Annotated in this window: 37 protein-coding genes; 3 read left to right on the plus strand and 34 right to left on the minus strand. The window is 65.5% G+C overall.

Annotated features, from left to right (window positions below):
* Nucleotides 1-567 precede the first annotated feature (567 nt).
* From yihA to ACKI2N_RS17965, 3 genes are all read left to right on the plus strand, one after another.
* The gene (yihA, locus tag ACKI2N_RS17955) at nucleotides 568-1272 is read left to right on the plus strand and encodes a ribosome biogenesis GTP-binding protein YihA/YsxC (protein ID WP_420994469.1); all 705 of its coding nucleotides are present in this window, start codon (nucleotides 568-570) and stop codon (nucleotides 1270-1272) included.
* 322 nt (nucleotides 1273-1594) lie between these two features.
* Complete coding sequence (gene hemB / locus ACKI2N_RS17960; RefSeq protein WP_420994470.1) at nucleotides 1595-2587, plus strand: porphobilinogen synthase; 993 nt, start codon at nucleotides 1595-1597, stop codon at nucleotides 2585-2587.
* 10 nt (nucleotides 2588-2597) lie between these two features.
* A complete protein-coding gene (locus ACKI2N_RS17965) occupies nucleotides 2598-3887 on the plus strand; it encodes a magnesium transporter CorA family protein (RefSeq protein WP_426990085.1) in 1290 nt (429 codons plus the stop codon).
* A gap of 21 nt (nucleotides 3888-3908) precedes the next feature.
* Here the strand turns inward: ACKI2N_RS17965 and dsbD are convergent, their stop codons facing one another.
* From dsbD to ACKI2N_RS18135, 34 genes are all read right to left on the minus strand, one after another.
* Complete coding sequence (dsbD, locus tag ACKI2N_RS17970) at nucleotides 3909-5882, minus strand: protein-disulfide reductase DsbD (protein ID WP_420994472.1); 1974 nt, start codon at nucleotides 5880-5882, stop codon at nucleotides 3909-3911.
* Between the two features lie 67 nt (nucleotides 5883-5949).
* Nucleotides 5950-6300: a divalent-cation tolerance protein CutA gene (gene cutA / locus ACKI2N_RS17975; RefSeq protein WP_420994473.1), complete on the minus strand. Its 351-nt coding sequence runs from the start codon at nucleotides 6298-6300 to the stop codon at nucleotides 5950-5952.
* Nucleotides 6301-6456: 156 nt separating this feature from the next.
* Nucleotides 6457-6852, minus strand: coding sequence for a 50S ribosomal protein L17 (rplQ, locus tag ACKI2N_RS17980; RefSeq protein ID WP_130393142.1), 396 nt, complete (start codon nucleotides 6850-6852; stop codon nucleotides 6457-6459).
* Nucleotides 6853-7014: 162 nt separating this feature from the next.
* Complete coding sequence (locus tag ACKI2N_RS17985) at nucleotides 7015-7995, minus strand: DNA-directed RNA polymerase subunit alpha (protein WP_017225222.1); 981 nt, start codon at nucleotides 7993-7995, stop codon at nucleotides 7015-7017.
* Nucleotides 7996-8176: 181 nt separating this feature from the next.
* Complete coding sequence (rpsD, locus tag ACKI2N_RS17990; RefSeq protein WP_420994474.1) at nucleotides 8177-8800, minus strand: 30S ribosomal protein S4; 624 nt, start codon at nucleotides 8798-8800, stop codon at nucleotides 8177-8179.
* Nucleotides 8801-9096: 296 nt separating this feature from the next.
* On the minus strand, nucleotides 9097-9498 hold the full coding sequence (rpsK, locus tag ACKI2N_RS17995; protein ID WP_017225223.1) for a 30S ribosomal protein S11: 402 nt from the start codon (nucleotides 9496-9498) through the stop codon (nucleotides 9097-9099).
* Between the two features lie 24 nt (nucleotides 9499-9522).
* Complete coding sequence (rpsM, locus tag ACKI2N_RS18000) at nucleotides 9523-9888, minus strand: 30S ribosomal protein S13 (RefSeq protein ID WP_020203842.1); 366 nt, start codon at nucleotides 9886-9888, stop codon at nucleotides 9523-9525.
* Nucleotides 9889-9907: 19 nt separating this feature from the next.
* Entirely contained in the window at nucleotides 9908-10024 is a 117-nt protein-coding gene (rpmJ, locus tag ACKI2N_RS18005; protein ID WP_006160433.1) for a 50S ribosomal protein L36, read from the minus strand.
* A 31-nt stretch (nucleotides 10025-10055) separates the two neighbouring features.
* Nucleotides 10056-10274, minus strand: coding sequence for a translation initiation factor IF-1 (gene infA / locus ACKI2N_RS18010; RefSeq protein WP_010812378.1), 219 nt, complete (start codon nucleotides 10272-10274; stop codon nucleotides 10056-10058).
* Between the two features lie 23 nt (nucleotides 10275-10297).
* Nucleotides 10298-11641: a preprotein translocase subunit SecY gene (gene secY / locus ACKI2N_RS18015; RefSeq protein WP_420994475.1), complete on the minus strand. Its 1344-nt coding sequence runs from the start codon at nucleotides 11639-11641 to the stop codon at nucleotides 10298-10300.
* 49 nt (nucleotides 11642-11690) lie between these two features.
* On the minus strand, nucleotides 11691-12125 hold the full coding sequence (gene rplO / locus ACKI2N_RS18020) for a 50S ribosomal protein L15 (protein WP_420994476.1): 435 nt from the start codon (nucleotides 12123-12125) through the stop codon (nucleotides 11691-11693).
* A gap of 20 nt (nucleotides 12126-12145) precedes the next feature.
* Entirely contained in the window at nucleotides 12146-12328 is a 183-nt protein-coding gene (gene rpmD / locus ACKI2N_RS18025; RefSeq protein WP_006160440.1) for a 50S ribosomal protein L30, read from the minus strand.
* A 13-nt stretch (nucleotides 12329-12341) separates the two neighbouring features.
* Nucleotides 12342-12860 carry a 30S ribosomal protein S5 gene (gene rpsE, locus ACKI2N_RS18030; protein ID WP_006160449.1) on the minus strand — a complete coding sequence of 173 codons (519 nt, stop codon included), beginning with the start codon at nucleotides 12858-12860 and terminating at the stop codon, nucleotides 12342-12344.
* Nucleotides 12861-12881: 21 nt separating this feature from the next.
* Nucleotides 12882-13238: a 50S ribosomal protein L18 gene (gene rplR / locus ACKI2N_RS18035; RefSeq protein ID WP_420994477.1), complete on the minus strand. Its 357-nt coding sequence runs from the start codon at nucleotides 13236-13238 to the stop codon at nucleotides 12882-12884.
* Between the two features lie 11 nt (nucleotides 13239-13249).
* Entirely contained in the window at nucleotides 13250-13783 is a 534-nt protein-coding gene (gene rplF, locus ACKI2N_RS18040) for a 50S ribosomal protein L6 (protein ID WP_420994478.1), read from the minus strand.
* A gap of 9 nt (nucleotides 13784-13792) precedes the next feature.
* Nucleotides 13793-14188: a 30S ribosomal protein S8 gene (rpsH, locus tag ACKI2N_RS18045; RefSeq protein WP_017225229.1), complete on the minus strand. Its 396-nt coding sequence runs from the start codon at nucleotides 14186-14188 to the stop codon at nucleotides 13793-13795.
* A 27-nt stretch (nucleotides 14189-14215) separates the two neighbouring features.
* On the minus strand, nucleotides 14216-14521 hold the full coding sequence (rpsN, locus tag ACKI2N_RS18050; RefSeq protein ID WP_081651439.1) for a 30S ribosomal protein S14: 306 nt from the start codon (nucleotides 14519-14521) through the stop codon (nucleotides 14216-14218).
* A gap of 9 nt (nucleotides 14522-14530) precedes the next feature.
* Nucleotides 14531-15073 (minus strand): 50S ribosomal protein L5, encoded by a 543-nt coding sequence (gene rplE / locus ACKI2N_RS18055; RefSeq protein WP_020203848.1) that lies wholly within the window; start codon nucleotides 15071-15073, stop codon nucleotides 14531-14533.
* A gap of 25 nt (nucleotides 15074-15098) precedes the next feature.
* Complete coding sequence (rplX, locus tag ACKI2N_RS18060) at nucleotides 15099-15407, minus strand: 50S ribosomal protein L24 (protein WP_017225232.1); 309 nt, start codon at nucleotides 15405-15407, stop codon at nucleotides 15099-15101.
* A gap of 9 nt (nucleotides 15408-15416) precedes the next feature.
* On the minus strand, nucleotides 15417-15785 hold the full coding sequence (rplN, locus tag ACKI2N_RS18065) for a 50S ribosomal protein L14 (protein WP_017225233.1): 369 nt from the start codon (nucleotides 15783-15785) through the stop codon (nucleotides 15417-15419).
* A gap of 277 nt (nucleotides 15786-16062) precedes the next feature.
* Complete coding sequence (gene rpsQ / locus ACKI2N_RS18070; RefSeq protein WP_020203849.1) at nucleotides 16063-16341, minus strand: 30S ribosomal protein S17; 279 nt, start codon at nucleotides 16339-16341, stop codon at nucleotides 16063-16065.
* Nucleotides 16338-16532 (minus strand): 50S ribosomal protein L29, encoded by a 195-nt coding sequence (rpmC, locus tag ACKI2N_RS18075; RefSeq protein ID WP_020203850.1) that lies wholly within the window; start codon nucleotides 16530-16532, stop codon nucleotides 16338-16340. The genes rpsQ and rpmC overlap by 4 nt, the downstream gene beginning before the upstream one ends.
* An 11-nt stretch (nucleotides 16533-16543) precedes the next feature.
* Nucleotides 16544-16960, minus strand: a complete 417-nt coding sequence (gene rplP / locus ACKI2N_RS18080) for a 50S ribosomal protein L16 (RefSeq protein WP_006160465.1) — start codon at nucleotides 16958-16960, stop codon at nucleotides 16544-16546.
* Between the two features lie 2 nt (nucleotides 16961-16962).
* Complete coding sequence (gene rpsC, locus ACKI2N_RS18085) at nucleotides 16963-17766, minus strand: 30S ribosomal protein S3 (protein ID WP_420994479.1); 804 nt, start codon at nucleotides 17764-17766, stop codon at nucleotides 16963-16965.
* A 9-nt stretch (nucleotides 17767-17775) separates the two neighbouring features.
* Nucleotides 17776-18105 carry a 50S ribosomal protein L22 gene (gene rplV / locus ACKI2N_RS18090; RefSeq protein WP_020203852.1) on the minus strand — a complete coding sequence of 110 codons (330 nt, stop codon included), beginning with the start codon at nucleotides 18103-18105 and terminating at the stop codon, nucleotides 17776-17778.
* Nucleotides 18106-18114: 9 nt separating this feature from the next.
* Nucleotides 18115-18390 (minus strand): 30S ribosomal protein S19, encoded by a 276-nt coding sequence (gene rpsS, locus ACKI2N_RS18095; protein WP_420994480.1) that lies wholly within the window; start codon nucleotides 18388-18390, stop codon nucleotides 18115-18117.
* 21 nt (nucleotides 18391-18411) lie between these two features.
* Nucleotides 18412-19242, minus strand: coding sequence for a 50S ribosomal protein L2 (rplB, locus tag ACKI2N_RS18100; RefSeq protein ID WP_420994481.1), 831 nt, complete (start codon nucleotides 19240-19242; stop codon nucleotides 18412-18414).
* Nucleotides 19243-19244: 2 nt separating this feature from the next.
* Nucleotides 19245-19559: a 50S ribosomal protein L23 gene (rplW, locus tag ACKI2N_RS18105; RefSeq protein ID WP_006160473.1), complete on the minus strand. Its 315-nt coding sequence runs from the start codon at nucleotides 19557-19559 to the stop codon at nucleotides 19245-19247.
* The gene (gene rplD, locus ACKI2N_RS18110) at nucleotides 19556-20176 is read right to left on the minus strand and encodes a 50S ribosomal protein L4 (RefSeq protein WP_029043793.1); all 621 of its coding nucleotides are present in this window, start codon (nucleotides 20174-20176) and stop codon (nucleotides 19556-19558) included. The genes rplW and rplD overlap by 4 nt, the downstream gene beginning before the upstream one ends.
* A gap of 11 nt (nucleotides 20177-20187) precedes the next feature.
* A complete protein-coding gene (gene rplC / locus ACKI2N_RS18115) occupies nucleotides 20188-20838 on the minus strand; it encodes a 50S ribosomal protein L3 (protein WP_020203858.1) in 651 nt (216 codons plus the stop codon).
* 282 nt (nucleotides 20839-21120) lie between these two features.
* Nucleotides 21121-21621, minus strand: a complete 501-nt coding sequence (locus ACKI2N_RS18120; RefSeq protein WP_420994482.1) for a flavin reductase family protein — start codon at nucleotides 21619-21621, stop codon at nucleotides 21121-21123.
* Nucleotide 21622: 1 nt separating this feature from the next.
* The gene (locus ACKI2N_RS18125) at nucleotides 21623-22864 is read right to left on the minus strand and encodes a styrene monooxygenase/indole monooxygenase family protein (protein WP_420994484.1); all 1242 of its coding nucleotides are present in this window, start codon (nucleotides 22862-22864) and stop codon (nucleotides 21623-21625) included.
* 29 nt (nucleotides 22865-22893) lie between these two features.
* On the minus strand, nucleotides 22894-23682 hold the full coding sequence (locus tag ACKI2N_RS18130) for an SDR family oxidoreductase (protein WP_420994485.1): 789 nt from the start codon (nucleotides 23680-23682) through the stop codon (nucleotides 22894-22896).
* Nucleotides 23683-23790: 108 nt separating this feature from the next.
* Nucleotides 23791-25026, minus strand: a complete 1236-nt coding sequence (locus ACKI2N_RS18135) for a dienelactone hydrolase family protein (RefSeq protein ID WP_420994486.1) — start codon at nucleotides 25024-25026, stop codon at nucleotides 23791-23793.
* Nucleotides 25027-25246: the final 220 nt, after the last annotated feature.

The following is a 25246-nucleotide window of genomic DNA, read 5'->3' on the forward strand; positions in this document are numbered from 1 at the left end:
TCTCTGATTGTTTTGAATTCCACAGAGCACGCCGCTCAGCCTCCTGCCTGCGGTGAGGACGCGCAGGAACGGGACTTTGACATCGGAAATTCATCACGACGGCCGCCCGGCCGCCTGAACCAACCACGCCCAGACGCAAACCCGGATGGCGCCGCGCCCGTGCGAACGAATCGTGCGGATGCGGCGGACCGTGCGAATATCCAGGTAGCAGACCCCCGGCCCTGGCTTGCCCCGCTGTGCCGGCACCGGCTTCCTGGTGCCGCCGCAACGAGGCCGGAACTGCAGGCCGCGCTACCACGATGGAACGGACACGCAAGGCTTCCCTTTACGGAATGAGGCGCGCCAAGGATGCCACGCGTCACCCAATCGGGAGGCCGTTAACCGCGTTATTGTACAATAAATCGTGTGCCGGATAGAGGATGTGCGCGCCGCGACGCGGCCCGACGCCACCCCCCGGCCAACCCGGCGGCCCAAGTGCCGCCCGCCTCACTCACATCGGCGTGGTCGCGCCGGCAGCGCCAACGTCCCGCGCGCAGCTGCCGCCGCCCCGCCTCATTGCCCACGCGCATGTCCCTCCTACACCAGGCCCGCTTCTTCGTCACCGTCAACCACCTGCGCGACCTGCCTGCCACGGCGGTGCCGGAGGTGGCCTTCGCCGGCCGCTCCAATGCCGGCAAGTCGACCGCCATCAACGTGCTGTGCAACCAGAAGCGGCTGGCCTTTTCCTCGCGCACGCCGGGCCGCACCCAGCACATCAACTATTTCTCGGTGGCGCCGGTCAAGGCGCCGGACCCGCTGGCCTTCCTGGTCGACCTGCCCGGCTATGGCTACGCGCAGGTCTCGGGCTCGGCCAAGTTCCACTGGCAGGGGCTGCTGAGCGACTACGTGCAGACCCGCACGCAGCTCGCCGGGCTGGTGCTGATGATGGACGCGCGCCGCCCGTTTACCGACCTCGATTGCCAGATGGTGGAGTGGTTCCTGCCCACCGGCCGGCCCATCCACGTGCTGCTGACCAAGGCCGACAAGCTGACCAACAGCGAAAACGCCCTGGCCCTGCGCGAAACGCGCAAGGTGCTGGCGGGCTACGCCGAGCAGCTCGACACGCCCGTGGCGCTGACCGCGCAGCTGTTTTCCAGCCTCAAGCGGCGCGGTATCGAGGAGGCCCAGCGCGTGGTGGCCGGCTGGCTGGCGCTGCCCGAGGCGCAGCCGCCGGTGGCACCCGGCGCGGAACCGGCGCCGGCAGACGGCGCGCCCGGCCCGGTCGCCGAATAGGCCGGGCCGCGTACCCGTCGCGGCGAAAAGCGATGGGGATAAAGCGGCCGGCAAAAAAAACCCCGCTGCAAGCAACGGGGACGAACTTTCCCACCGGTTGAGGGTGGGTACCCGCTCAGGGAGGAGTAGCGGGGGACGCCACATCGCGCAAGCGCAACACAGGGTGTCCGCGAGTATGATAGCGGGCACGATCAAAAGTTTAGTTTTTCTTTCGGAGCGGCCTGCCCGGTCACTCGTCCGCCGCATGGCGGCCGGCCGCGGCAATTCCCGCCACGTCCTTCCGACTTCTCCCGATCCTTCCCCGATTCCCTCACCTCAAGCCATGTCCACTTTCCCCGAGTACCGTCCGCGCCGCATGCGCCGCGATGACTTCTCGCGCAGGCTGATGCGCGAAAACCGCCTGTCGCCGGACAACCTGATCTACCCGGTGTTCATCCTCGACGGCCACAACCAGCGCCAGAGCGTGGCGTCCATGCCGGGCGTGGAGCGCGTCTCGGTGGACCTGCTGCTGCCGGTGGCGGAGGATTGCGTGAAGCTCGGCATCCCGGTGATCGCGCTGTTCCCGGTGATCGACCCGTCGCTGAAGACGCCGGACGGCATCGAGGCGACCAATGCCGAAGGCCTGATCCCGCGCGCCGTGCGCGCGCTCAAGGACCGCTTCCCCGAGCTGGGCGTGCTGACCGACGTGGCGCTGGACCCGTACACCAGCCACGGCCAGGACGGCGTGCTCGACGACAACGGCTACGTGATCAACGACGTTACCGTCGAGATCCTGGTCAGGCAGGCGCTCACGCAGGCCGAGGCCGGCGTGGACATCGTGGCGCCGTCCGACATGATGGACGGGCGCATCGGCGCGGTGCGCGCCGCGCTGGAAGACAACGCCCACATCCACACCCGCATCATGGCCTACTCGGCCAAGTATGCCTCGGCGTTCTACGGCCCGTTCCGCGACGCGGTCGGCTCGGCGGCCAACCTGGGCAAGGGCAACAAGATGACCTACCAGATGGACCCGGCCAACACCGACGAGGCCCTGCGCGAAGTGGCGCAGGACATCATGGAAGGCGCCGACATGGTGATGGTCAAGCCCGGCATGCCGTACCTGGACATCGTGCGCCGCGTGAAGGACGAGTTCCGCTTCCCCACCTACGTCTACCAGGTCAGCGGCGAATACGCGATGCTCAAGGCCGCCGCGCAGAACGGCTGGCTGGACCACGACAAGGTCATGATGGAGTCGCTGCTGGCCTTCCGCCGCGCCGGCGCCGACGGCATCCTGACCTACTTCGCGCGCGACGCCGCCCGCCTGCTCACGCGCTGAACGGGCCCGGATGCAGCTGCTAGGCTTCTCCGCCAGCCAGGTCCACCAGCTTGCCTCGCTCGACGAGGCGCGCGACTTCCTCGCCGGCAACGCGGCGGCCCGCTTCGTGTGGGTCGACACGCCGATCGAGGAAGTCGGCATGGCGCCGGCGGCCTGGCGCGACAGCGTGCAGGTGCTGACCGGCGCCCCGGTGCTGGACCTGCACCTGCTCGACGCCACCAATCCCGCGCATCCGTCGTATTTCGATACGACCCATGCGTACGACATGGTGGTCTTCCGCAAGCTCACCTTCGAGACCAGCCGGCTGATCGCCGAGGCGGGCGGCGAGCCCGCGCCGGCCGGCGCCGCGGCGCCGGCCACGCCCAATCCGCCCAATCCGCCGGCACTGCCCGCCCGGCCTGCCGCCGCCGCGCCCGACAGCGCGGGCACGCGGCCGGCGGCGGCGAAGCCGCGCCGCTATCCGCCCGGCTTCCTGCCCGCGCTGGCGCGCATCGACACCCAGCCGGTCACCTGCTTCGTGTTCGACAACGTGCTGCTGACGGTGCGCCCGGCGCAATCGCGCACCCTCGACCAGGTGCGCCAGCGGCTGCTCGAGCTATGCCGCGAGCCGCGCCCGCAGTCGGCCGCTAAGGCACGCGCCAACGGGCACGCCGCGCTGGTGCACGGCATCCGGCCGCCGACGCGCCCCGAAGACCTGATGCTGCGGCTGCTCAATGCGATGGTGGACCGCTACCTGGAACTGCGCGCGCCGCTCACGCGCCAGCTCGACCGCTGGCAGCGCGCGCTGCTCAGCACGCGGCGCAGTTTTTCCAGCTGGGAGGGACTGCTCGACGCGCGCATCGAACTGCGCCGGCTCGAACACCTGTGCGAGGAGCAGCACGATGCGCTGCAGGAATTCCGCGACAGCCTGCTCGACAACAGCTACAGCATCGCCAGCGAGGGACAGGCCGGCGCCGCGGGCCGCGACGACGCGCTGCTGGTGCGCATCAACGACGTGATGGAGCATATCTCGCGCGTGCTGGCGCACGCGCGCCGGCTCGAGGATTCGATCGAGTCCGCCGTGCAGATCCATTTCTCGGCGGTGGCGCACCGCACCAACCGCACCATGCGCACGCTGACGCTGATCACCGCGCTGTTCATGCCGCTGACCCTGATCACCGGCATCTTCGGCATGAACTTCGAGCGCATGCCGTGGCTGCGCGAGCCGCAAGGCTTCTGGTGGTCGCTCGGGCTGATGGGCGCGGTGGTGCTGGTGCTGGGCGCGGTGTGGGCGCTGGGGCGGCGGCTGGACCAGAGCTGATCCCGCCGCGGCAGCGCCGGCTCAGGTGCTGGCCTTGGCGTCGAACGCGCGCGCCAGGCTGTCGAGGAAGCGCGCGGCAGGCTGGTAGCCGATCACGCGGACCGGCCGCTCGCGCCCGTCGGCGCCGTACAGGATGATGCCAGGCGGCCCGAACAGGCCGAAGCGCTTGAGCAGCGCGCGGTCGTCGGCATTGTTGCGGGTGACGTCGGCCTGCAGCATCACCACGCCGGACAGGCGCGCGCGCACGCGCTCGTCGCTGAAGGTGAAGCGCTCCATTTCCTTGCAGCTCACGCACCAGTCCGCATAGAAATCCAGCAGCACGGGCTGGCCGGCGGCGGCGGCCCGCGCCACGCGCGCGTCGAGCTCGGCCAGCGAGCGCACGCGCTCGAAACGCGGCTCGGCGACCTTGCCGGCGGCGGCCTCCGGAGCGGACCGCAGCGCGGCGAGGTGCGCCAGCGGCTGCAGCGGATCGCGGCCGCCGCTGGCCAGCCCCAGCAGCAGGATCGCGCCGGCCAGCGCGGCCAGCAGGCCGAGGCCCTTGCCCACGCGCGCCAGGCCGTGCGCGTCGGGGCCGAGCGCGTCGAAGGCGCTGAGGAACACCGCCGCCACCAGCAGCAGCGCGGCCCAGCCCGTCATGAGCGCCCAGGCCGGCAGCACCGGGCTGACCATCCACAGCGCCACGCCCAGCAGCAGGAAGCCGAAGAAACGCTTGGTCATCTCCATCCAGCGGCCGGCGCGCGGCAGCAGGTTGCCGGCGCCCACGCCCACCAGCACCAGCGGCACGCCCATGCCGAGCGCCATGGCAAACAGCGCGCCGCCGCCGCTGACGGCATCGCCGGTGCGCGCGATATAAGCCAGCGCGCCGGCCAGCGGCGCGGTCACGCAGGGGCCGACGATCAGCGCGGAAATCGCACCCATGACGGCGGCGCCGGCCAGTTGCCCGCCCGGGCGGCGGTTGGACGATTCCGTCAGCCGGGTCTGCCAGTGCTGCGGCAGCTGCAGCTCGTAAAGGCCGAACATGGAGAGCGACAGGGCCACCATCAGCGCGGCAAACAGCGCCAGCACCCAGGGCGCCTGCAGCGCCGCCGACAGGCCCTCGCCGAGCAGCCCGGCGGCCACGCCGACGCCGGTGTAGACCACGGCCATGCCGAGCACGTAGGACAGCGACACCAGCAGCGCGCGGCCGCGCGTGACGTGCTCGCCCACCACGATCGAGGACAGGATGGGCACCATCGGCAGCACGCACGGCGTGAAGGTCAGCAGCAGGCCAAGGCCGAAGAACAGCGCGGCGATCAGGCCGAGGTTACGGCTGGCCAGCGCGCCGGCGATGCGGTCGTTCTCGTCCGCCGCGGCGGGCAGGCGGCCGGCAGCCGCCTCGGGAGACGCGGATGGTGAGACCGGCGCGGCCGGGGCGGCATCGCCGGTGCCCGCCGGTGTGGCGTCCGCAGGTGTGGAATCCGCTCTCGCGCGCTTGCCGAACAGGCCGTCGAGCACGCCGCCGCCGACCTTGAAGACGTGCTCCTGCGGCGGATAGCACAGGCCCTTGTCGGCGCAGCCCTGCGAGGTCACCACCAGCGACCATTTGCCGTCGGCGGGCGCCGACTCGACCGGCACGCGGATGGTCAGGCCGCCGTGGTAGGTCTCCATCTCCTTGCCGAAGGTCTCGTCGAACTTGACCTTGCCGGGCGGGAAGTCGGGCGTGCCGAGCCTGACCGAGGCCGGTTGCGCCGCGAAGGCGAAGCGGTCGCGGTACAGGTAGTAGCCGTCGGCCACGTCGAAGCGGATCTCGACGGTGTGCGGGTCGACCTGGCGCGCGGCGAAGCGGAACGCCTGCTCGGGCGGCAGGAAGTCATCCTCGCCCGCCGCGCGCGCGGCGCCGCCGAGGCACAGCCACAGCACGGCCAGCAGCGAGACCAGGAAGCGCGCTGCGGCACCATGCCGCACCACTGCCGCCGGCTGGCGGCCAAACGCGCCCGACTCCACTGCGAAACCCATGCTCTGTCCTTGAAAAAACGTTGGTTCATCCGCCCGCCGCGAAGATCGCCGGCGCGGACGGCCGTTGCTATGCCTGCGCGTCCCCGGTCCCGGCCGGGCGCGTTTCCTCGGCCACCCACGCCAGGTAGGGCGCGAAACCCGCCACCACCGGCAGCGCCACGATCTCCGGCACCTCGTAGGGGTGGGCCAGGCGGATCGCCGCTTCCAGCGCGGCATAGCGGTCCTGCGTGGTCTTGATCAGCAGCGGCCATTCCCTGGCCGTCTCGAGCCGGCCGCGCCACCAGTATTCCGACTCGCATGGCGCCAGCCGGTTCACGCACGCGGCCAGGCGCGCTTCCAGCACGGCGCGCGCCACGCGGGCGGCGGCGCCGGCATCGGGCAGCGCCGTCATCACCAGGATCGTTTCGCTATCGCTCATTGTTCGCCTCCCACACGTCACTCGCCGCGCGTCATCGGTACGGGCGCAAGACCAGCCGCAAAACAAAAGAGCCAGGCATCAGCCTGGCTCGATTGTAAGCGGTGTCCGCGCCTGCCGCCGGGACCGATGGTCGCAGGCGGCGGGACGGCATCGACCTTATTCCGCGGCTTCTTCGGCCGGGGCTTCGGTGATTTCCGGACGGTCGACCAGCTCGACCAGCGCCATCGGCGCATTGTCGCCCTGGCGGAAGCCGAACTTCAGGATACGCGTGTAACCACCCGGACGGGCGTTGTAGCGCGGGCCCAGTTCGTTGAACAGCTTGGTGACCATGTCGCGGTCGCGCAGGCGGGCGAAGGCCAGGCGGCGGTTGGCAACGGTGTCCTTCTTGGCCAGCGTGATGAGGGGCTCGACAACCTTGCGCAGTTCCTTGGCCTTGGGCAGGGTGGTCTTGATCAGCTCGTGCTGGAACAGCGAGTTGGACATGTTGCGCAGCATCGCGAGACGGTGCGACGAGGTGCGGTTCAGTTTCCGCAAACCATGACGGTGACGCATGATGATTCCTTTATTGCAATGTTTGACCAGCTCTTCTATCGCTTGGCCGGGATCATCCCCGGTTCGGCGCGGGCCGGTAGTCGGTTGAAGCGGCCGGCACATGCCGGCTGCCGGAATCGCGGGCGCCGCGCGGAGGCCAGCCCCGCGCGGCACGCCGCGAAATTACTTCTCGAGACCCGCGGGCGGCCAGTTCTCGAGCTTCATGCCAAGGGTCAGGCCGCGCGAAGCCAGCACTTCCTTGATTTCGTTGAGCGACTTGCGGCCCAGGTTCGGGGTCTTCAGCAGCTCGTTCTCGGTACGCTGGATCAGGTCGCCGATGTAGTAGATGTTTTCGGCCTTCAGGCAGTTGGCCGAACGCACCGTCAGCTCCAGGTCGTCGACCGGGCGCAGCAGGATCGGGTCGATCTGCGGCGTGCGGCTCGAGGCGGCTTCCGCCGACGACTCGGTGCCTTCCAGCGCGGCGAACACGGACAGCTGGTCGACCAGGATGCGGGCCGACTGGCGGATCGCTTCCTCGGGCGAGATCACGCCGTCGGTTTCGATGTTCATCACCAGCTTGTCAAGGTCGGTACGCTGCTCGACACGCGCGGACTCCACCGCGTACGACACGCGGCGCACCGGCGAGAACGAAGCGTCCAGCACGATGCGGCCGATGACCTTGCCCGACTCGTCGCCGAACTTGCGCACGTTGCCCGGCACGTAGCCGCGGCCTTGCTCGACCTTGATCTGCATGTCGAGCTTGCCGCCGGCGGACAGGTGAGCGATCACGTGGCCGGGATTGATGATCTCGACGTCGTGCGGCAGCTCGATATCGGCAGCCGTGACCACGCCTTCGCCTTCCTTGCGCAGCGACACCGTGACTTCGTCGCGGTTGTGCAGCTTGAAGACCACACCCTTCAGATTGAGCAGCAGGTTGACCACATCTTCCTGCACGCCATCGATGGTGGAGTACTCGTGGACCACCCCAGCGATCGTGACTTCGGTCGGCGCGTAGCCGACCATCGACGACAGCAGCACGCGACGCAGGGCGTTACCGAGCGTATGGCCGTAGCCACGCTCGAACGGCTCCATCACGACCTTCGCGTGATGGTCGCCCAGCGGCTCTACGGCGATGATTTTAGGCTTGAGGAGTGCTGTTTGCATTAGGTTGTCCTTTTCAATACCCTCGGCTCGTTACACCGATAAGGCTGACGTATGGAACCTGAAAATCCCATCGTACGATGGGCAATAAGCCCGGCGCGCGGCAGCGCGTCGGGCTGAAAGTGAAGCTTGACGGGAAACGCAAGCCCCTGACCGTTCGATGGTGTCGGACAGATTCGAGCGATTAACGCGAATACAATTCGACGATCAGGCTTTCGTTGATGTCACCCGAGATATCGGCGCGGTCCGGCACTTGCTTGAAGGTGCCTTCGAACTTCTTCGCGTCAACGGCGACCCATTGCGGGAAACCCGATTGCTCGGCCAGCGACAGCGCTTCGGCGATACGGACCTGCTTCTTCGACTGCTCGCGGATGGTGATGACGTCGCCGGCCTTGACCTGGGCCGACGGCACGTTCAGGGCCTGGCCGTTCAGCAGGATCGCCTTGTGCGACACCAGCTGGCGCGCTTCGGCGCGGGTCGAGCCGAAGCCCATGCGGTAGACGACGTTGTCCAGGCGCGACTCCAGCAGCTGCAGCAGCTTTTCGCCGGTGTTGCCCTTGCGGCGGTCGGCTTCGGCGAAGTAGCGGCGGAACTGGCGCTCGAGCACGCCGTAGATGCGCTTGACCTTCTGCTTTTCACGCAGCTGGTTGCCGTAGTCGGAGGTGCGTGCACCCGAGGTGCGGCCGTGCTGGCCCGGCTTGCTGTCCAGCTTGCACTTGTCGGCAAGCGAGCGGCGTGCGCTCTTCAGGAACAGGTCGGTGCCTTCACGGCGGGAGAGTTTGGCCTTCGGGCCGATATAACGTGCCACTTTATCTTCCTTCCTGATCGATCGCGGCGCCTTCTGTACGCGCCGCGAGTCCGCCTTCTCCGCCCTTGCGGGGCGCCGAGTGGCGGACGGTGGGCTTATCCAGCGCACGCCCCGGAGGGAGTGCGCAAAAGCATGGCTAGCTGCGCCGGGCGGCGGAACAAGGCTTCGATCCGACAAACGCAAGGCGCAAAACGAAAACCTGCCGCAAAGCTGATGCAGCAGGTCAACGTGCGATAGTACCACACCGGAACGCCGGCAAGGAAACCCTGCCGGCTATCCGGGCAAGACGGCGTCGCTCAGATGCGGCGGCGCTTCGGCGGACGGCAGCCGTTGTGCGGCACCGGCGTCACGTCTTCGATCACCGAGATCTTGATGCCCAGTGCGTTCAGCGCACGGACAGCGGACTCACGGCCAGGGCCGGGACCCTTGATGCGCACGTCCAGGTTCTTGATGCCCTGGTCTTGCGCCACGCGGCCGGCGTTCTCGGCTGCGACCTGGGCTGCGAACGGGGTCGACTTGCGCGAACCCTTGAAGCCCTGGCCACCTGAGGTCGCCCACGCCAGGGCATTGCCCTGACGGTCGGTGATCGTGATGATGGTGTTGTTGAACGAAGCGTGGACGTGCGCAATGCCGTCGGCAACGTTCTTCTTGACCTTCTTACGCGCGCGCTGGGCGGCGTTGTTCGGACCTTTTGCCATTAGTTTCTTCCTCTGCCTTCGGCTTTACTTCTTCAGAGCCACGCCGGCCTTACGCGGACCCTTGCGGGTACGGGCGTTGGTGCGGGTGCGCTGACCGCGCATCGGGAGGCCCCTGCGGTGACGGACGCCACGATAGCAACCAAGGTCCATCAGACGCTTGATGTTCATCGTGGTTTCACGACGCAGGTCACCCTCGACCGTGGCCTTGCCGACTTCGTCACGAAGCTTTTCCAGGTCGGCGTCGGTCAGGTCCTTGACCTTCTTGTCAAACGGAACGCCGGTGGCCTCGCAAATCTTGCGGGCGCGCGAGCGGCCGATACCGTAAATAGCCGTCAGGCCGATCTCGGTATGCTTGTGGTTCGGGATGTTAACCCCTGCGATACGTGCCATTCGTCAATCCTCTTTACGATTAGCCTTGGCGTTGCTTGTGGCGGGGATCCGACGAGCAGATCACGCGCACGACACCGTTGCGCTTGATAACTTTGCAGTTGCGGCAAATGCGCTTAACAGAAGCCAGCACTTTCATGATTTTCCTCTTCCTTCAATTCCTGTTCGCTTCACTTCGTCCGAAAGACGATACGCGCGCGTGACAGATCATATGGAGTCAGCTCAACCGTCACCTTGTCACCCGGAAGAATCCGGATGTAGTTCATTCTCATCTTCCCGGAGATGTGGCCCAGCACTACGTGGCCATTCTCCAGTTTGACTCGGAACGTCGCATTGGGAAGGTTTTCCAGGACCTCCCCCTGCATCTGGATGACGTCGTCTTTTGCCATACCTAGCCCGTACCGACCCGGCTTCAGCGCAAGGTCAGATTACCCTTGAAATTCGCTTTCTTCAGCAGGGACTCATATTGCTGCGACATGACATAGGACTGGACCTGGGCCATGAAATCCATCGTGACGACCACGATGATCAGCAGCGAGGTTCCGCCAAAATAGAACGGAACGTTCCAGCGCAGTACCAGGAATTCCGGCAACAGGCAGACCAGTGTGATGTAGATCGCACCAGCCAGCGTCAGACGCACAAGGATCTTGTCGATGTAGCGCGTCGTCTGCTCGCCCGGACGAATGCCCGGAATGAAGGCACCGCTTTTCTTCAGGTTGTCCGCCACTTCACGGCTGTTGTACACCAGGGCCGTATAGAAGAAGCAGAAAAATACAATCGCAGCAGCGTACAGCAGGATGTAGACCGGCTGGCCCGGCGACAGCGTTGCCGCCAGGTCCTTGATGAACCGGCCCGCAGCGCCCGTCGAGTCAGAGGTGAACCAGCCCGCGATGGTCGCCGGGAACAGGATGATCGACGATGCGAAGATCGGCGGAATCACCCCGGCCATGTTCAGCTTCAGCGGCAGGTGCGACGACTGGCCGCCGTACACCTTGTTGCCGACCTGACGTTTGGCATAGTTCACCAGGATCTTGCGCTGGCCACGCTCGACGAACACCACGGCGAACGTCACGCCGGCGATGATCGCCACGATCAGGATCGACGCGATGATGCTCATGGAACCGGTGCGAACCAGCTCGAAGAGACCGCCGATCGCGTTGGGCAGGCCCGCCGCGATACCGCCGAAGATGATGATCGAGATGCCGTTGCCCAGACCCCGCTCGGTGATCTGCTCACCCAGCCACATCAGGAACATCGTGCCGGTCACCAGCGTGATCACCGCCGTGGCCCGGAACATCAGGCCCGGATCGATCACCAGGCCGGGCTGCGATTCCAGCGCGACCGCGATCGACAGCGCCTGGAAGGTGGCCAGGACCACCGTGCCGTAGCGCGTGTACTGCGTGATCTTGCGTTGACCCGCCTGCCCTTCCTTCTTCAGCGACTCCAGCTGCGGCAGCACGATCGTCAGCAACTGCATGATGATCGACGCCGAGATGTACGGCATGATGCCGAGCGCGAAGACGGTAAAGCGCGACAGCGCACCGCCCGAGAACAGGTTGAACATCCCGAGGATGCCACCCGACTGACTCTGGAAAAGCTTCGCAAGCTGTTCCGGATCGATGCCCGGCACCGGAATATGCGCTCCGATGCGGTACACGATCAGGGCCAGCACCAGGAACATCAGCCGGCGCTTGAGGTCGCCGTACTTAGCCGTGTTCTTGGCTTGCGCGCTTGCATTGGGTTTCGCCGTGGCCAAACGATGCTCCGACTGTGACTCGCCTATTGCTGCGAAATCAGCTGCTAAATTACGCCGCGATCTGACCGCCGGCGGCTTCGATCGCAGCCTTGGCGCCAGCGGTGGCGCCCAGACCCTTGATCGTCACCTTGCGGGTCAGCTCACCTGCCTTGATGACCTTGGCGCTCTTGACCAGATCAGCCACCAGGCCAGCCTGCTTCAGAACGAGCAGATCCACTTCGGCAGCTTCCAGACGCTCGATGTCGCGCAGGGTCACCTCGGCGGTGAATTCCTTCGTCAGCGAGGTGAAGCCACGCTTGGGCAGACGACGATACAGCGGCATTTGACCGCCTTCGAAGCCGACCTTGTGGAAGCCGCCCGAACGCGACTTCTGACCCTTGTGGCCACGACCGGCAGTCTTGCCCAGGCCGGAGCCGATACCGCGGCCGACGCGACGCTTGGCGTGCTTCGAACCGGCGGCCGGTTTCAGGTTGTTCAGTTGCATCTTGCTCTCCGTGTCCGGTATCAGGCCAGAACCTTGACCAGGTACGACACCTTGTTGATCATGCCGCGCACGGCGGGCGTGTCCTGCAGCTCCGACACCGAGTTGATGCGGCGCAGGCCCAGGCCACGAACGGTGGCGCGATGATCCTCGCGCGTGCCGATCAGGCTGCGCACGAGTTGCACTTTTACGGTTTGTTGCGACATTTCGTCCGACTCCTTAACCGAGGATGTCTTCGACCGACTTGCCGCGCTTCGCGGCGATCTCGCCGGGCGTGCTCATCTTCTGAAGACCGTCCAGCGTGGCGCGAACCATGTTGTACGGATTGGTCGAGCCGTGCGACTTGGTCACCACGTTGGTGACGCCCATCACTTCGAAAATCGCGCGCATCGGGCCGCCGGCGATCACGCCGGTACCTTCCTTGGCCGGCATCATCAGCACCTTGGCGGCGCCGTGCTTGCCCACGACTTCGTGTTGCAGCGTGCCGTTCTTGAGCGAGACCTTGACCATCTTGCGACGGGCTTCGTCCATTGCCTTCTGAACTGCCACCGGCACTTCCTTGGCCTTGCCCTTGCCCATGCCGATGCGGCCATCGCCGTCACCAACCACGGTCAGCGCAGCGAAACCGAGAATCCGGCCACCCTTCACCACCTTGGTGACACGGTTGACCGAGATCATCTTCTCGCGGAGGCCGTCGTCGCGTTCGTCCTGCTGGACTTTTGCTTGCATCTTTGCCATGACGTATCTCTCTTTGTGCGCTTAGAACTTGAGGCCGGCTTCACGCGCAGCGTCAGCCAGGGCCTTCACGCGACCATGGAAGCGGAAGCCGCCGCGATCGAACGCAACGGTCTCCACGCCGGCGGCCTTCGCCTTCTCGGCGATGCGCTTGCCAATCAGGGTCGCGGCGGCGGCGGTAGCACCGCTGCCGGTCAGTTCCTTGCGCACTTCTGCCTCGACGGTCGAAGCCGAAGCCAGCACTTGCGTGCCGCACGGCGAGTAGACCTGGGCGTAAATATGCGAATTCGTACGGAACACGGTCAGACGATTGACTTTCATCTCCGCGATCTTGGCGCGGGTCTGACGTGCACGGCGCAAACGAGCGTCTTTCTTGTTCATGATTGCACCCCTTACTTCTTCTTGGTTTCCTTCAGGATGACGCGCTCGTCCGAGTAGCGAACGCCCTTGCCCTTGTAGGGCTCAGGCGGACGGTACGCGCGAACTTCCGCGGCAACCTGACCGACTTTCTGCTTGTCCGCACCCTTGATGATGATCTCGGTCTGCGTGGGCGTTGCCGCCGACACGCCTTCCGGCATCGCATGGATCACGTCGTGCGAGAAACCAAGCTGGAGCTTCAGCGCAGTACCTTGCAGCTGGGCACGGTAGCCCACGCCGACCAGGTTCAGCTTGCGCTCGAAACCGGTGGTCACACCCTTGACCATATTGGCCACCAGGGCGCGCATGGTGCCCTGCAGTGCGTTTGCTTCGCGCGATTCGTCGGCCGGGACGAAGGTCAGCGTGTCGTTTTCGACCTTGACCTGGACCAGGCTGTGAATCGGCTGCGTCAGCGTGCCGAGCGGGCCCTTAACGGAGAGCACGCCAGCCGCCACATTGACTTCTGCGCCTTTGGGCAGCGCGATGGGAGCCTTACCTACACGGGACATGGTTACTCCTTACGCGACGTAGCAAAGAACTTCGCCGCCCACGCCAGTGGCACGTGCCTTGCGATCGGTCATCAGACCCTGCGGGGTCGAGATGATCGCGACGCCCAGGCCGTTCATCACTTGGGGGATGTCGCTGCGGCCCTTGTACACGCGCAGGCCGGGCTTCGAGACGCGTTCGATGCGCTCGATGACCGGACGGCCGGCGTAGTACTTCAGACCGATGCTCAGTTGTGCCTTGCCGCCTTCTTCCTTCACGGCGTAGTCGTCGATGTAGCCTTCGTCCTTCAGGACCTTGGCGATTGCCACTTTCAGCTTCGACGACGGCATGACAACCGACGCCTTCTGCACGCCCTGGGCGTTGCGGATGCGCGTCAGCATATCGGCGATAGGATCGCTCATGCTCATACTGTTTCTCCTGTAGCCTGTGCGTAATTACCAGCTGGCTTTCGTCAGACCCGGGATTTCGCCACGGAAGGCGATTTCGCGGATCTTGTTACGCGCCAGGCCAAACTTGCGGAAGGTACCGCGGGGACGACCGGTGATCGCGCAGCGATTGCGCTGGCGGGTCGGGTTCGCGTTGCGCGGGAGCTGTTGCAGCTCCAGACGAGCGCCATAACGCTCTTCTTCCGACTTTTCCTGGTCGTCGATAATGGCCTTGAGGGATGCACGCTTGCCGGCATACTTCGCCACGAGCCTAGCGCGCTTCTTCTCACGTTCAATCAGAGCCAATTTAGCCACGGTAACCCCTTAATTACGGAACGGGAACTTGAATGCACCGAGGAGTGCCTTGGCTTCCTCGTCATTCTTAGCCGTCGTCGTGATGCTGATGTTCAGACCGCGCAGTGCGTCGATCTTGTCGTACTCGATTTCGGGGAAAATGATCTGCTCTTTCACACCGATGTTGTAGTTGCCACGACCATCGAACGAACGGCCCGACACACCACGGAAGTCGCGCACGCGGGGCAGCGCCACCGTGACGAAACGATCCAGGAATTCGAACATGCGTTCGCCGCGCAGCGTCACCATCGCGCCGATGGGATAGCCCTGGCGGATCTTGAAGCCTGCGATTGCCTTCTTGGCCTTCGTCACCACCGGCTTCTGGCCGGCGATCTTGGTCAGGTCGCCCACGGCCAGCTCAATGACCTTCTTGTCATTGATGGCTTCGCCAAGGCCCATGTTCAGGGTGATCTTGGTGATGCGCGGCACTTCCATGACCGACTTGTAGCCGAACTGTTCGATCAGCTTCGGTACGACCTGTTCTTTGTAAAACTCTTGCAGACGTGCTGTCATGCTCAACTCCTATCCTTGCCCAGAATCAAGCTGCCACGACGGCGCCGGTGGTCTTCAGCACGCGCACGCGCTTGCCGTCTTCCACCTTGATGCCGACGCGCGACGGCTTGCCATTGGCATCCACGAGCGCAACGTTGGAAATATGCAGCGGCATGACCTTGTCGACCACACCACCGGTGGTGCCCAGCATCGGGTTCGGACGTGCATGCTTCTTGGCAACGTTCACGCCTTCAACCACGACCTTGTCGCCGAGCATGGCTTGCACGGTACCGCGCTTGCCCTTGTCTTTGCCGGTCAGGACGATGACTTCGTCGCCTTTGCGAATCTTGTTCATGGCGGCTCCTTACAGCACTTCCGGCGCGAGCGACACGATCTTCATGAAGCGCTCGGTACGGAGTTCACGAGTCACCGGCCCGAAGATACGGGTGCCGATCGGCTCGAGCTTGGTGTTCAGCAGGACAGCGGCATTGCTGTCGAACTTGACGAGCGAACCATCGGCACGGCGCACGCCCTTGGCGGTGCGAACGACGACGGCATTGTAAATATCGCCCTTCTTCACGCGACCGCGCGGCGCTGCGTCCTTGACGGTCACCTTGATGATGTCGCCCACGCTCGCATAGCGGCGCTTGGACCCACCCAGCACTTTGATGCACAGAACTTCGCGCGCACCAGTGTTATCGGCCACTTCGAGCCGGCTTTCTGTCTGAATCATGGTGTTATCTTCCCAACTTAATCCACCGGGCAACGCCCGCCGGTCAGTCTTGGTCCCGTCGGCCTCCGGCTTTGCGCCAGCAACCGTTTGGGTTGATCAACTTTGAAGTCGGTAGTTACCAGGCGGCCTGAACATGGTTAATCAGGAGCCGCTCGGCCTAGGTTCGCTCGGTCGATTCGCCGTGGTGATGGTGCTAGGGCGAATGCAACAAAGCGGAAGTCCAGGATTATAGCACATAACCCTGGACTCGCAAGTCAACCGAAAACCGTGTGGTTTTTTAGATGACGCGCGCAGCTTCGACCAGACGGGAAACCACCCAGGACTTGGTCCGCGAGAGCGGACGCGATTCCTGGATCTCGACCTTGTCGCCTTCCTTGTACTGGTTGGCTTCGTCGTGTGCGTGGTACTTCTTCGAACGCAGCACGTACTTGCCGTACAGAGGATGCTTGACGCGGTTTTCGATCAGGACCGTGACGGTCTTGTCCATCTTGTCGCTAACTACACGGCCGACCAGAGTGCGGCGAAGCGACGATTCCGTTTGTGCAGTTTCAGTCATTTCGTGGTCGCCTTCTCGTTCAGCACGGTTTGCACCCGCGCGATGTCCTTGCGCACCTTCTTCAGCTGGCTGGTGTTCTGCAGCTGTTGGGTGGCCTTTTGCATGCGCAGGCTAAATTGGGCCTTCAGCAGCTCGGAGAGCTCCTGGTTCAGCCCGGCGGCATCTTTGCCGCGAAGTTCGGATGCTTTCATCCCTGCTCTCCTTACGTCCCGACCTGGCGCACCACGAAATTGGTGGCGATCGGCAGCTTGGCGGCCGCGAGGCGGAACGCCTCACGTGCCAGCTCTTCGGTCACGCCATCCATTTCGTACAGCATCTTGCCCGGCTGGATTTCTGCCACGTAGTATTCCGGATTGCCCTTACCGTTACCCATACGGACTTCGGCGGGCTTCTTCGAGATCGGCTTGTCCGGGAAAATCCGGATCCAGATGCGGCCGCCACGCTTGATGTGACGGGTCATCGCACGACGCGCCGACTCGATCTGGCGAGCCGTCAGACGGCCACGGCCCATTGCCTTCAGGCCGAATTCACCGAAAGACACGGCGTTGCCACGGGTAGCCTTACCCGTGTTGCGGCCTTTCTGCTCCTTGCGGTATTTTCTGCGCTTAGGTTGCAGCATCGTTATTCTCCACTCTTCGCATCTGCGCCAGGCGCAGCGCGGCGACCGGCACCGGCGCCTGCACCACCGCGGCGGTTACCGCCCGGACGGCCTTCGCCTTCGCGGCGGCGGCCTTCGGGACGACCCGGACGGCGGCGACGTTCGTCTTGCGGCTCTTCCACCACCGGCGCATCGTTGCGGCCGAGGTGATCACCCTTGTAGACCCACACCTTGACACCGATGATGCCGTAGGTGGTTTCTGCTTCGGAGAAGCCGTAGTCGATGTCGGCGCGCAGGGTGTGCAGGGGCACACGGCCTTCGCGATACCACTCGGTACGTGCGATTTCGATACCGTTCAGACGGCCGGCGCTCATGATCTTGATGCCCTGGGCACCGAGGCGCATCGCGTTCTGCATCGCGCGCTTCATGGCGCGGCGGAACATGATGCGGCGCTCGAGCTGCTGGGTGATCGAGTCGGCGATCAGCTGCGCATCGGTTTCCGGCTTGCGGATTTCCTCGATGTTCACGTGCACGGGCACACCCATGCGGCGTTGCAGCTCGGCCTTGAGCAGTTCGATGTCCTCGCCCTTCTTGCCGATGACCACGCCCGGACGCGAGCTGTAAATGGTCAGACGTGCATTGCGGGCGGGGCGCTCGATGACGACGCGGCCAACCGAAGCGTTCTTGAGCTTCTTCTTCAGAAACTCGCGAACTTCGATGTCTTCCTTCAGCATGCCGGCGAACTTCGTGTTGTTGGCGTACCAACGCGAAGCCCAGTTACGGCTGACGGCCAGACGGAAGCCAGTCGGATGAATCTTCTGTCCCATCGTGACTCCTTAGTTGCCGAGCGTCACAGTGATGTGACAAGTTTGTTTCTCGATGCGGTTGCCGCGGCCCTTTGCTCGTGCCGTGAAACGCTTGAGCGAGGTGGCCTTGTCGACGAAGATGGTCTTGACCTTCAGTTCGTCGATGTCGGCGCCTTCGTTGTGCTCGGCGTTGGCGATGGCCGATTCGACCACCTTCTTCACGATCCCGGCAGCCTTTTTCGGGCTGAACGTCAGGACGTTGAGCGCGCGCTCGATCGGCAGACCGCGGATCTGGTCGGCGACCAGGCGAGTTTTCTGGGCGGAGATGCGGGCACCGCGATGAATCGCTTTCACTTCCATGATGGCACCTTACCTCTTCGCTTTCTTGTCAGCCGCGTGGCCCTTGAACGTGCGGGTGAGCGCAAATTCGCCGAGCTTGTGGCCGACCATGTTTTCCGAAACGTACACCGGCACGTGTTGACGGCCGTTGTGGACGGCGATCGTCAGGCCGATGAATTCCGGCAGAATGGTCGAGCGACGCGACCAAGTCTTGATGGGCTTCTTGTCCTTGCCGCCCGTGGCCGCTTCCACCTTTTTCAGCAGGTGGGCGTCACAGAACGGACCCTTTTTTGCGGAACGTGTCATGTCTAGGCTCCTACCTACCGATTAACGCTTGTGGCGGCGCTGCACGATCATGCTGGCAGTGCGCTTGTTGCTACGGGTACGGTAACCCTTGGCCGGGGTACCCCACGGCGAAACCGGGTCGCGACCAGCAGCGGTCTTACCTTCACCACCACCGTGCGGGTGGTCCACCGGGTTCATCACAACGCCGCGCACCGTCGGGCGGATACCGCGCCAACGGGTTGCGCCGGCCTTGCCGATGACGCGCAGGCTGTGCTCTTCATTGCCGACTTCGCCGATGGTGGCGCGGCACTCGATGTGCACGCGGCGCACTTCGCCCGAGCGCAGGCGCACTTGAGCGTAGATGCCTTCGCGAGCCAGCAGCACGGCGGAACCGCCGGCGGCGCGGGCGATCTGGGCACCCTTGCCAGGCAGCATTTCCACGTTGTTGATCGTGGTACCCACCGGGATGTTGCGGATCGGCAGGTTGTTGCCGGCCTTGATCGGCGCTTCCGAGCCGTTCTGGATGGCCTGGCCGGCTACCATGCCCTTGGTGGCGATGATGTAGCGGCGCTCGCCGTCGGCGAACAGCACCAGCGCGATATTGGCGCTGCGGTTCGGATCGTATTCCAGGCGCTCGACCTTGGCGGGGATGCCGTCCTTGTCGTTGCGCTTGAAGTCGACCACGCGGTAGTGGTGCTTATGACCACCGCCCTTGTGGCGGGTGGTGATGTGACCGTTGTTGTTGCGGCCCGACTTCTGGAATTGCTTTTCCAGCAGCGGAGCATGGGGCGCGCCCTTGTGCAGGTTGGGATTGACAACCTTCACCATGGAGCGACGGCCCGGGGACGTCGGCTTGGTCTTGACGAGTGCCATGATTACTTGGCCTCCGCTTCAAAATTGATTTCCTGACCCGGCTTGAGCGAAACGTAAGCCTTCTTCACGTGGTTGCGACGCCCCATGAAGCGGCCAAAGCGCTTTTGCTTGCCCTTTTGGTTCAGGATCTGAACGGACTGCACCTCGACCTTGAACAGCAGTTCGACTGCCGCCTTCACGTCTGCCTTGTTGGCATCGCGAGCGACTTCGAACACGACTTGTTCGTTCTTGTCGGCGACCAGGGTTGCCTTTTCGGAAACCACGGGCGCGAGCAGCACCTGCATCAAACGATGATCGTTCTTGGCTACTTGCGTCATTTCAGCAACTCCTCGATCTGCGCGACGGCTGCCTTGGTCACCAGCACCTTCTTGTAGTGCACGAGCGACAGCGGGTCAGCCTGGCGCGGCTCGACAACTGCCACGTGCGGCAGATTGCGCGAAGCCAGGTAGAGGTTTTCGTCGAGGCTGTCGGTGATGATCAGCACCGAGTCCAGGCCCATGGCCTTGAACTTGTCGGCCAAGAGCTTGGTCTTGGGCGCATCGACGGTGAAACCGTCCACCACGTTGATACGACCTTCACGTGCGAGCTGCGAGTAAATCGAGCGCATGCCGGCACGGAACATCTTCTTGTTGACCTTCTGGCTGAAGTTCTCTTCCGGCGAATTCGGGAAGATACGGCCGCCCCCGCGCCACAGCGGCGAGGAAGACATACCGGCACGAGCGCGGCCCGTGCCCTTCTGGCGCCACGGCTTCTTGGTCGTGTGCTTGACCTCTTCACGATCCTTCTGCTTACGGTTGCCGCTGCGAGCGTTGGCCTGGTAAGCGACGACGATCTGGTGAACGAGGGCTTCGTTGTAGTCACGGCCGAAGACTTCGGGCGAGGCGTCAACGCCCGCGCCGACTTGGCCATTGTCCTGGAGGAGCTTGAGTTCCATTGATTCGCTCCTTAAGCTTTGGCTTTGGCCTTGACGGCCGGGGTCACGATGACCTTGCCGCCCTTGGAACCGGGGATCGCGCCCTTGACCAGCAGCAGCTTGCGCTCTGCGTCGATCTTGGCGATTTCCAGGTTCTGGACGGTGCGGGTGACGTCACCCAGGTGGCCCGTCATGCGCTTGCCGGGGAACACACGGCCCGGATCCTGCGCCATACCGATGGAACCCGGCACGTTGTGCGAACGCGAGTTACCGTGGGTGGCACGACCCGATGCGAAATGGTGGCGCTTGATGGTACCGGCGTAGCCCTTACCGATGCTGACGCCCTGAACGTCGATCTTCTGACCGACTTCGAACAGGTCGACCGACAGCGAACCGCCAGCTTGCAGTTCGCCCGCCTTGGCGGCATCGATACGGAATTCGCGGATGATTTCGCCGGCTTCGACACCGGCTTTGGCGAGGTGACCCGCCAGCGGCTTGGTGACGCGGCTAGCGCGGCGTGCGCCGAAAGTGACTTGAACCGCGGTATAACCGTCGGTCTCGTCCGTCTTGATTTGCGTCACGCGGTTGTCGCCGACCTCGACCACGGTAACGGGAATCGAATCACCGTCGTCCGTGAAAATACGGGTCATGCCAACCTTGCGACCTACAAGGCCAAGGCTCATGGTTTGCTCCATTCCCAGCTGCGATTGGCCGGGGCTGATTGATACACGAAAACTGTGTTTGCAAACTGCGTTTGCAGCGCGAGGGCTTGCGCTAAAGAAGACTGCGCGCGGCCAAAACGGCCAGCCCACTACCCATAGACAAACGGGTAGCCTTACACTATATCGCACTGATTTGGAAAGAGCAAGCACCGCGTCGAATGTCGCCGAGCGTCGCGGGGCCGCGTGTTGCTTTGTGACGTTTTCCGCTGCTTTTGCCCGCCGATAGCGGCGCCCGGCGGGGCTTCAGCGCCCGGCCGCGTCCCCGATGCGGACGAATTCGCCGCCGTAGAACACCAGCGGCTCGCCCTCGCCCACTTCAAACCCGTCCACCGCGCCCACGATCAGCAGATGGTCGCCGACCGGGTCGGCGCGCTCGACCCGGCAGGCCAGCGTGGCCAGCGCGTGCGCCAGGTAGGGCACGCCGCGCGCGCAGCGCCGGTGCGCGACGCCCGCGAACTTGTCCGCCGCGGGCGTGGCGAAGCGGCGCGCCAGCTCGCCCTGCCCCGCCTGCAGGATGCTGACGCCGAAGGCGGCGCCGGGCGCGAAGTGCCCGGCGCTGGGCGAATGCAGGGCCAGGCTCCACAGGATCAGCGGCGGCGCCAGCGACAGCGAGGCGAAGGAGTTGACGGTGAGGCCGACCGGGCGGCCACCGGCGCCGCACGCGCCGATCACCGCCACGCCCGTCGCGTAGCGCCCGCAAACCTGCCGCAGAGCCCGCGCATCGCCGGTGGTGGCGGCCACCATCTCAGGCCGCCCGCGGCAGGTGCCGCTCGATCAGTTGCTGGCACGCCGCGGCGTCGGCCCACCACGGGAAGAAGTCCGGCGGGTTGTCGAAGCCGTTGGCGATGCGCGCGGCCAGCGCCGGCGCCTGCCCGGCGGCGCCCAGCAGCGCCAGGATATGGGGCGGCGGTGGCGTGAGCAGGGAGTTGGTCCAGTTGACCACGTCGCCCGCGTATTGCCAGTAGCGCGCGAAGGTCTGCTCCATCCAGCCGGCGTCGAAGGCGCGCTCGCCGTGGGCGACGATCGCGTCCAGGTAGACCTTGCAGCATTTGGCGGCGTTGTTCGAGCCCTGGCCGGTGATGGGGTCGTTGACGACCACCGCGTCGGCCATGCCGAAGACCAGCCGCCCGGACGGCAGCGTCATAACCGGGCGGCGCACGGTCGGCGTGAAGCGCCCGGCCAGGATGCCCTGCTCGTCGGTCAGCGTCACGGCTTCGCAGCGCGCCGCCTCCCACGGCAGCCAGGCGCGCAGGATGCGCAGGCTCTCGGCCAGGTGCTGCTCCGGCGAGCGGACCTCGCCCCAGCGGTCCATCGGGCCCCCCGGCACGCCTTCGAACACCATGATCTCGCAGGGCCCGCTCAGCGTCAGCGCCGGGAAGACGAAGTATTCGCCGACGCCCGGGATCAGGTTGAAGGCCACGCGCGAGAACGGGCTGCAGGGCTTCATGCCGTTCACGTAGGTCAGCGCCAGCGCGCGCTGCGGCGCGGTGAACGGGCTGCGCGCGGCATCGCGCTCGAAGCGGTTCACGATCTCGCCCTTGCCGGCGGCGAGCAGCACCAGGTCGTGCTCGGCGGCCAGCGCCTCGATCTCGGCGACGCCTGCATCGGCGATGCGCAGGTCGCCGCCGCGCTGCGCGAAGGCTTCCATCCAGGCCGGCATCTTCAGCCGCTGGTCCACCGCCTGCGCCGGCCGCGCGAGGCGGGCGGCCCAGTCGATCAGCTTCGCGCCGGGCTGCTCGGGATGCGGCACCGCCAGGCCGATGCCTTCGACCGGCGGACAGGCATCGCCCCACCAGTCGAGCGCGAGCTCGCGCTCGCACTGCAAGGCGCGGTCGAACATGCACTGGCTGGACATGACCTTGCCCGCGCGCACCTGGTCGGGCGTGCGGTTGGTCACCAGCGTGACCCGATAGCCCCGGGCCTGCAGGCCGAGGGCCATCTGCAGGCCGGACTGGCCGGCGCCGACGATGGCAATGCGTTGGCTCATGACGATCTCCTCGATATGGACAAATAGCTTCAGCCGGCCAGGCGGGAAATGGCGGGGACGTTCTGCTCCGGCCCCATCGCGGCATAACCGCCGTCGACGGCGTAGTCGGCGCCGGTGACGAAGCTGGCGTGGTCGGAGCACAGGAACAGCACCACCTGCGCCACCTCGTCCGGCTCGCCGGCGCGGCCGAGCAGGTGGAAGTCCGCCGCCACGCGGTCGGTGCGCGCGCGGTCGCCGCCGCTGACCTCGTCCATCAGCCGGCACCAGGTCCAGCCGGGCGAGACCGCGTTGACGCGGATGCGGTCCGGCGCGAGGTCCATCGCCATGCTGCGCGTGAGCTGGCGGATCGCGGCCTTGGAGGCGGGATAGAGCCAGCGCCCGGTCTGCGCCACGCTGGCCGAGATGCTGGTGAAATTGACGATGGCGCCGCCGCCGCGCTCGCGCATGGCGCCGTGCACGGCCTGCGCCAGCATGACGCCGGACACCACGTTGACGTCGAGCGCGGCGAGCCAGTCGCGGCGACTGGACTTGAAGCCGTCATCAAGATAGGTGCAGGCGAGGTTGACCAGGTAGTCGATGCCGCCGAAATGCCGCTTCACCTGCGCCACCGCGGCGGCGACCTGGGCGTCGTCGGTGATGTCGGCGCGCACGAACAGCGCGCGCTCGCCGAGCTCGGCGGCGATGCGCGCGCCGCCGGCGGCGTCGATGTCCAGAACGGCCACGCGCGTGCCGGCGCGGGCGAAGGCCCTGGCCACGCCGGCCCCGATCAGGGTGGCGCCACCACTGACGATGGCGACCTTGTCCTGCAGTCCTTTCATGACGTTGTCTCCCGATGTGGTGTGAGGCGTTGCCCGCGCAGCGCGGGCACGCGCTTTTCTTTGCTGTTTCGCTATGGATGCGCCGCAGCGGATGCCGGGGACGCGCGGCTACTTGCCTTCGCTCTCCTGCCAGCGCGCCATCAGCGTGTTCGACGGCAGCGTCTCGTCGAGCAGCTTGCGCGCCGTTTCCACGCCGGCCACGGGCAGGCCGGCGGGGTCGAGCTTGCCGATCTGCACCAGCACGCTGGCCTGGTCCCAGTAGATGTGCTCGTGGTAGAGCTTGTCGCCGCGGAACTTGACGATGGCGATCAGCGGGATCTCCACGCGCTTGCCGGTCGGCGGCACGCCGGGCAGCATCCAGTCGATCTCGCAGGTGTGGGTGAAGCAGAACAGCAGCTCGTCGACGATCTGGCTGGCGCCCACCGTGCGCGAGAGCGGGATCAGGGTGGTGTCGGGCGGGTTGCTGTGGACGAAGTGGTTGCTGTAGAAGCGCCTGAGCTGGCTGTAGCCCACGCCGCCGGTCATGGTCGGGATATGGTTGACGTAGGGCTCGGCCACCATCGTCGCCATGGTGGCGTCGACGTCGCGGGTGGCGAATTCGTATTCGCAGTGCTTGTCCCACAGCGCGGAGAAATCGTAGTGCGGGCCCATCTCGGCGCGCAGCGCGGCGATCGAGCGCTGGTGCGCCATCAGCGCGCTGGGGCGGTCGTAGTGTTCGCCGCCGGCCCGCGCGAACGCATGGTCGACGCCGGGATAGACGTACAGCTCGACCTGCTCCCGGCCGCCCAGCGCGGTGCCGATCCGGGCCTGCGCTGCGGGCGGACAGAAGCCGTCCCGCTCGGCCACGTGCAGCACGAGGCGGCCGCGTATGCCGCGGGCTTCGTCGAGCGCGTGCTCGATGCCCACGCCGTAGTACGCCACCGCGCAGGCCACGCCGTCCAGCCGGCAGGCGGCGAGATAGGCCAGCTTGCCGCCCAGGCAGAAACCCAGCACGCCGGTGAGTCCCGCGCATTCCGGGCGCGCGCGCAGCGCGGCCAGCGCGGCGCCCACGTCCTGCACGCCCGCGGCTTCGTCGAACTGCTGGTAGAGGCCGAGCGCGCGCTGGAAATCCTCGCCGCGGTCACCCAGCTCGATGCCGGGCGCGATGCGCCAGAACAGGTCGGGCACCAGCACCGTGTAGCCTTCCTCGGCGTAGTAGTCCGCCACCGCGCGCATGGTGGCGTTGACGCCGAAGATCTCCTGGCACAGCACGAGGCCCGAGCCCTTGCCGGCAGCGGGAGTGGCCAGGTAGGCGCTGAACGTGCCGCTGCCGTCGGCGGCGTGGATCTGGATGGTCTGGCCCATGGGCTGCGCTCCTTCTTGTCTGATTTGGGGGTGGGGCTGCCGTGCTATGGATGCCATCATGGGCGATCCGCACCGCAGCAAACTAGCCGCCGGCTGCAGCGGCTATCCGATTAGTGCAGGAAAATGCCGGCGCGGGCAAGCGCCGCGGCGGCGGCGCCCGGCGGCAATCCACTATAGTGACGCAGAGGAACCCGTCCGCCGGCCCCGCGCGGGCGCACCA

It is taken from the genome of Cupriavidus sp. 30B13 (assembly GCF_049059565.2).
Taxonomy (GTDB): Bacteria; Pseudomonadota; Gammaproteobacteria; order Burkholderiales; family Burkholderiaceae; genus Cupriavidus.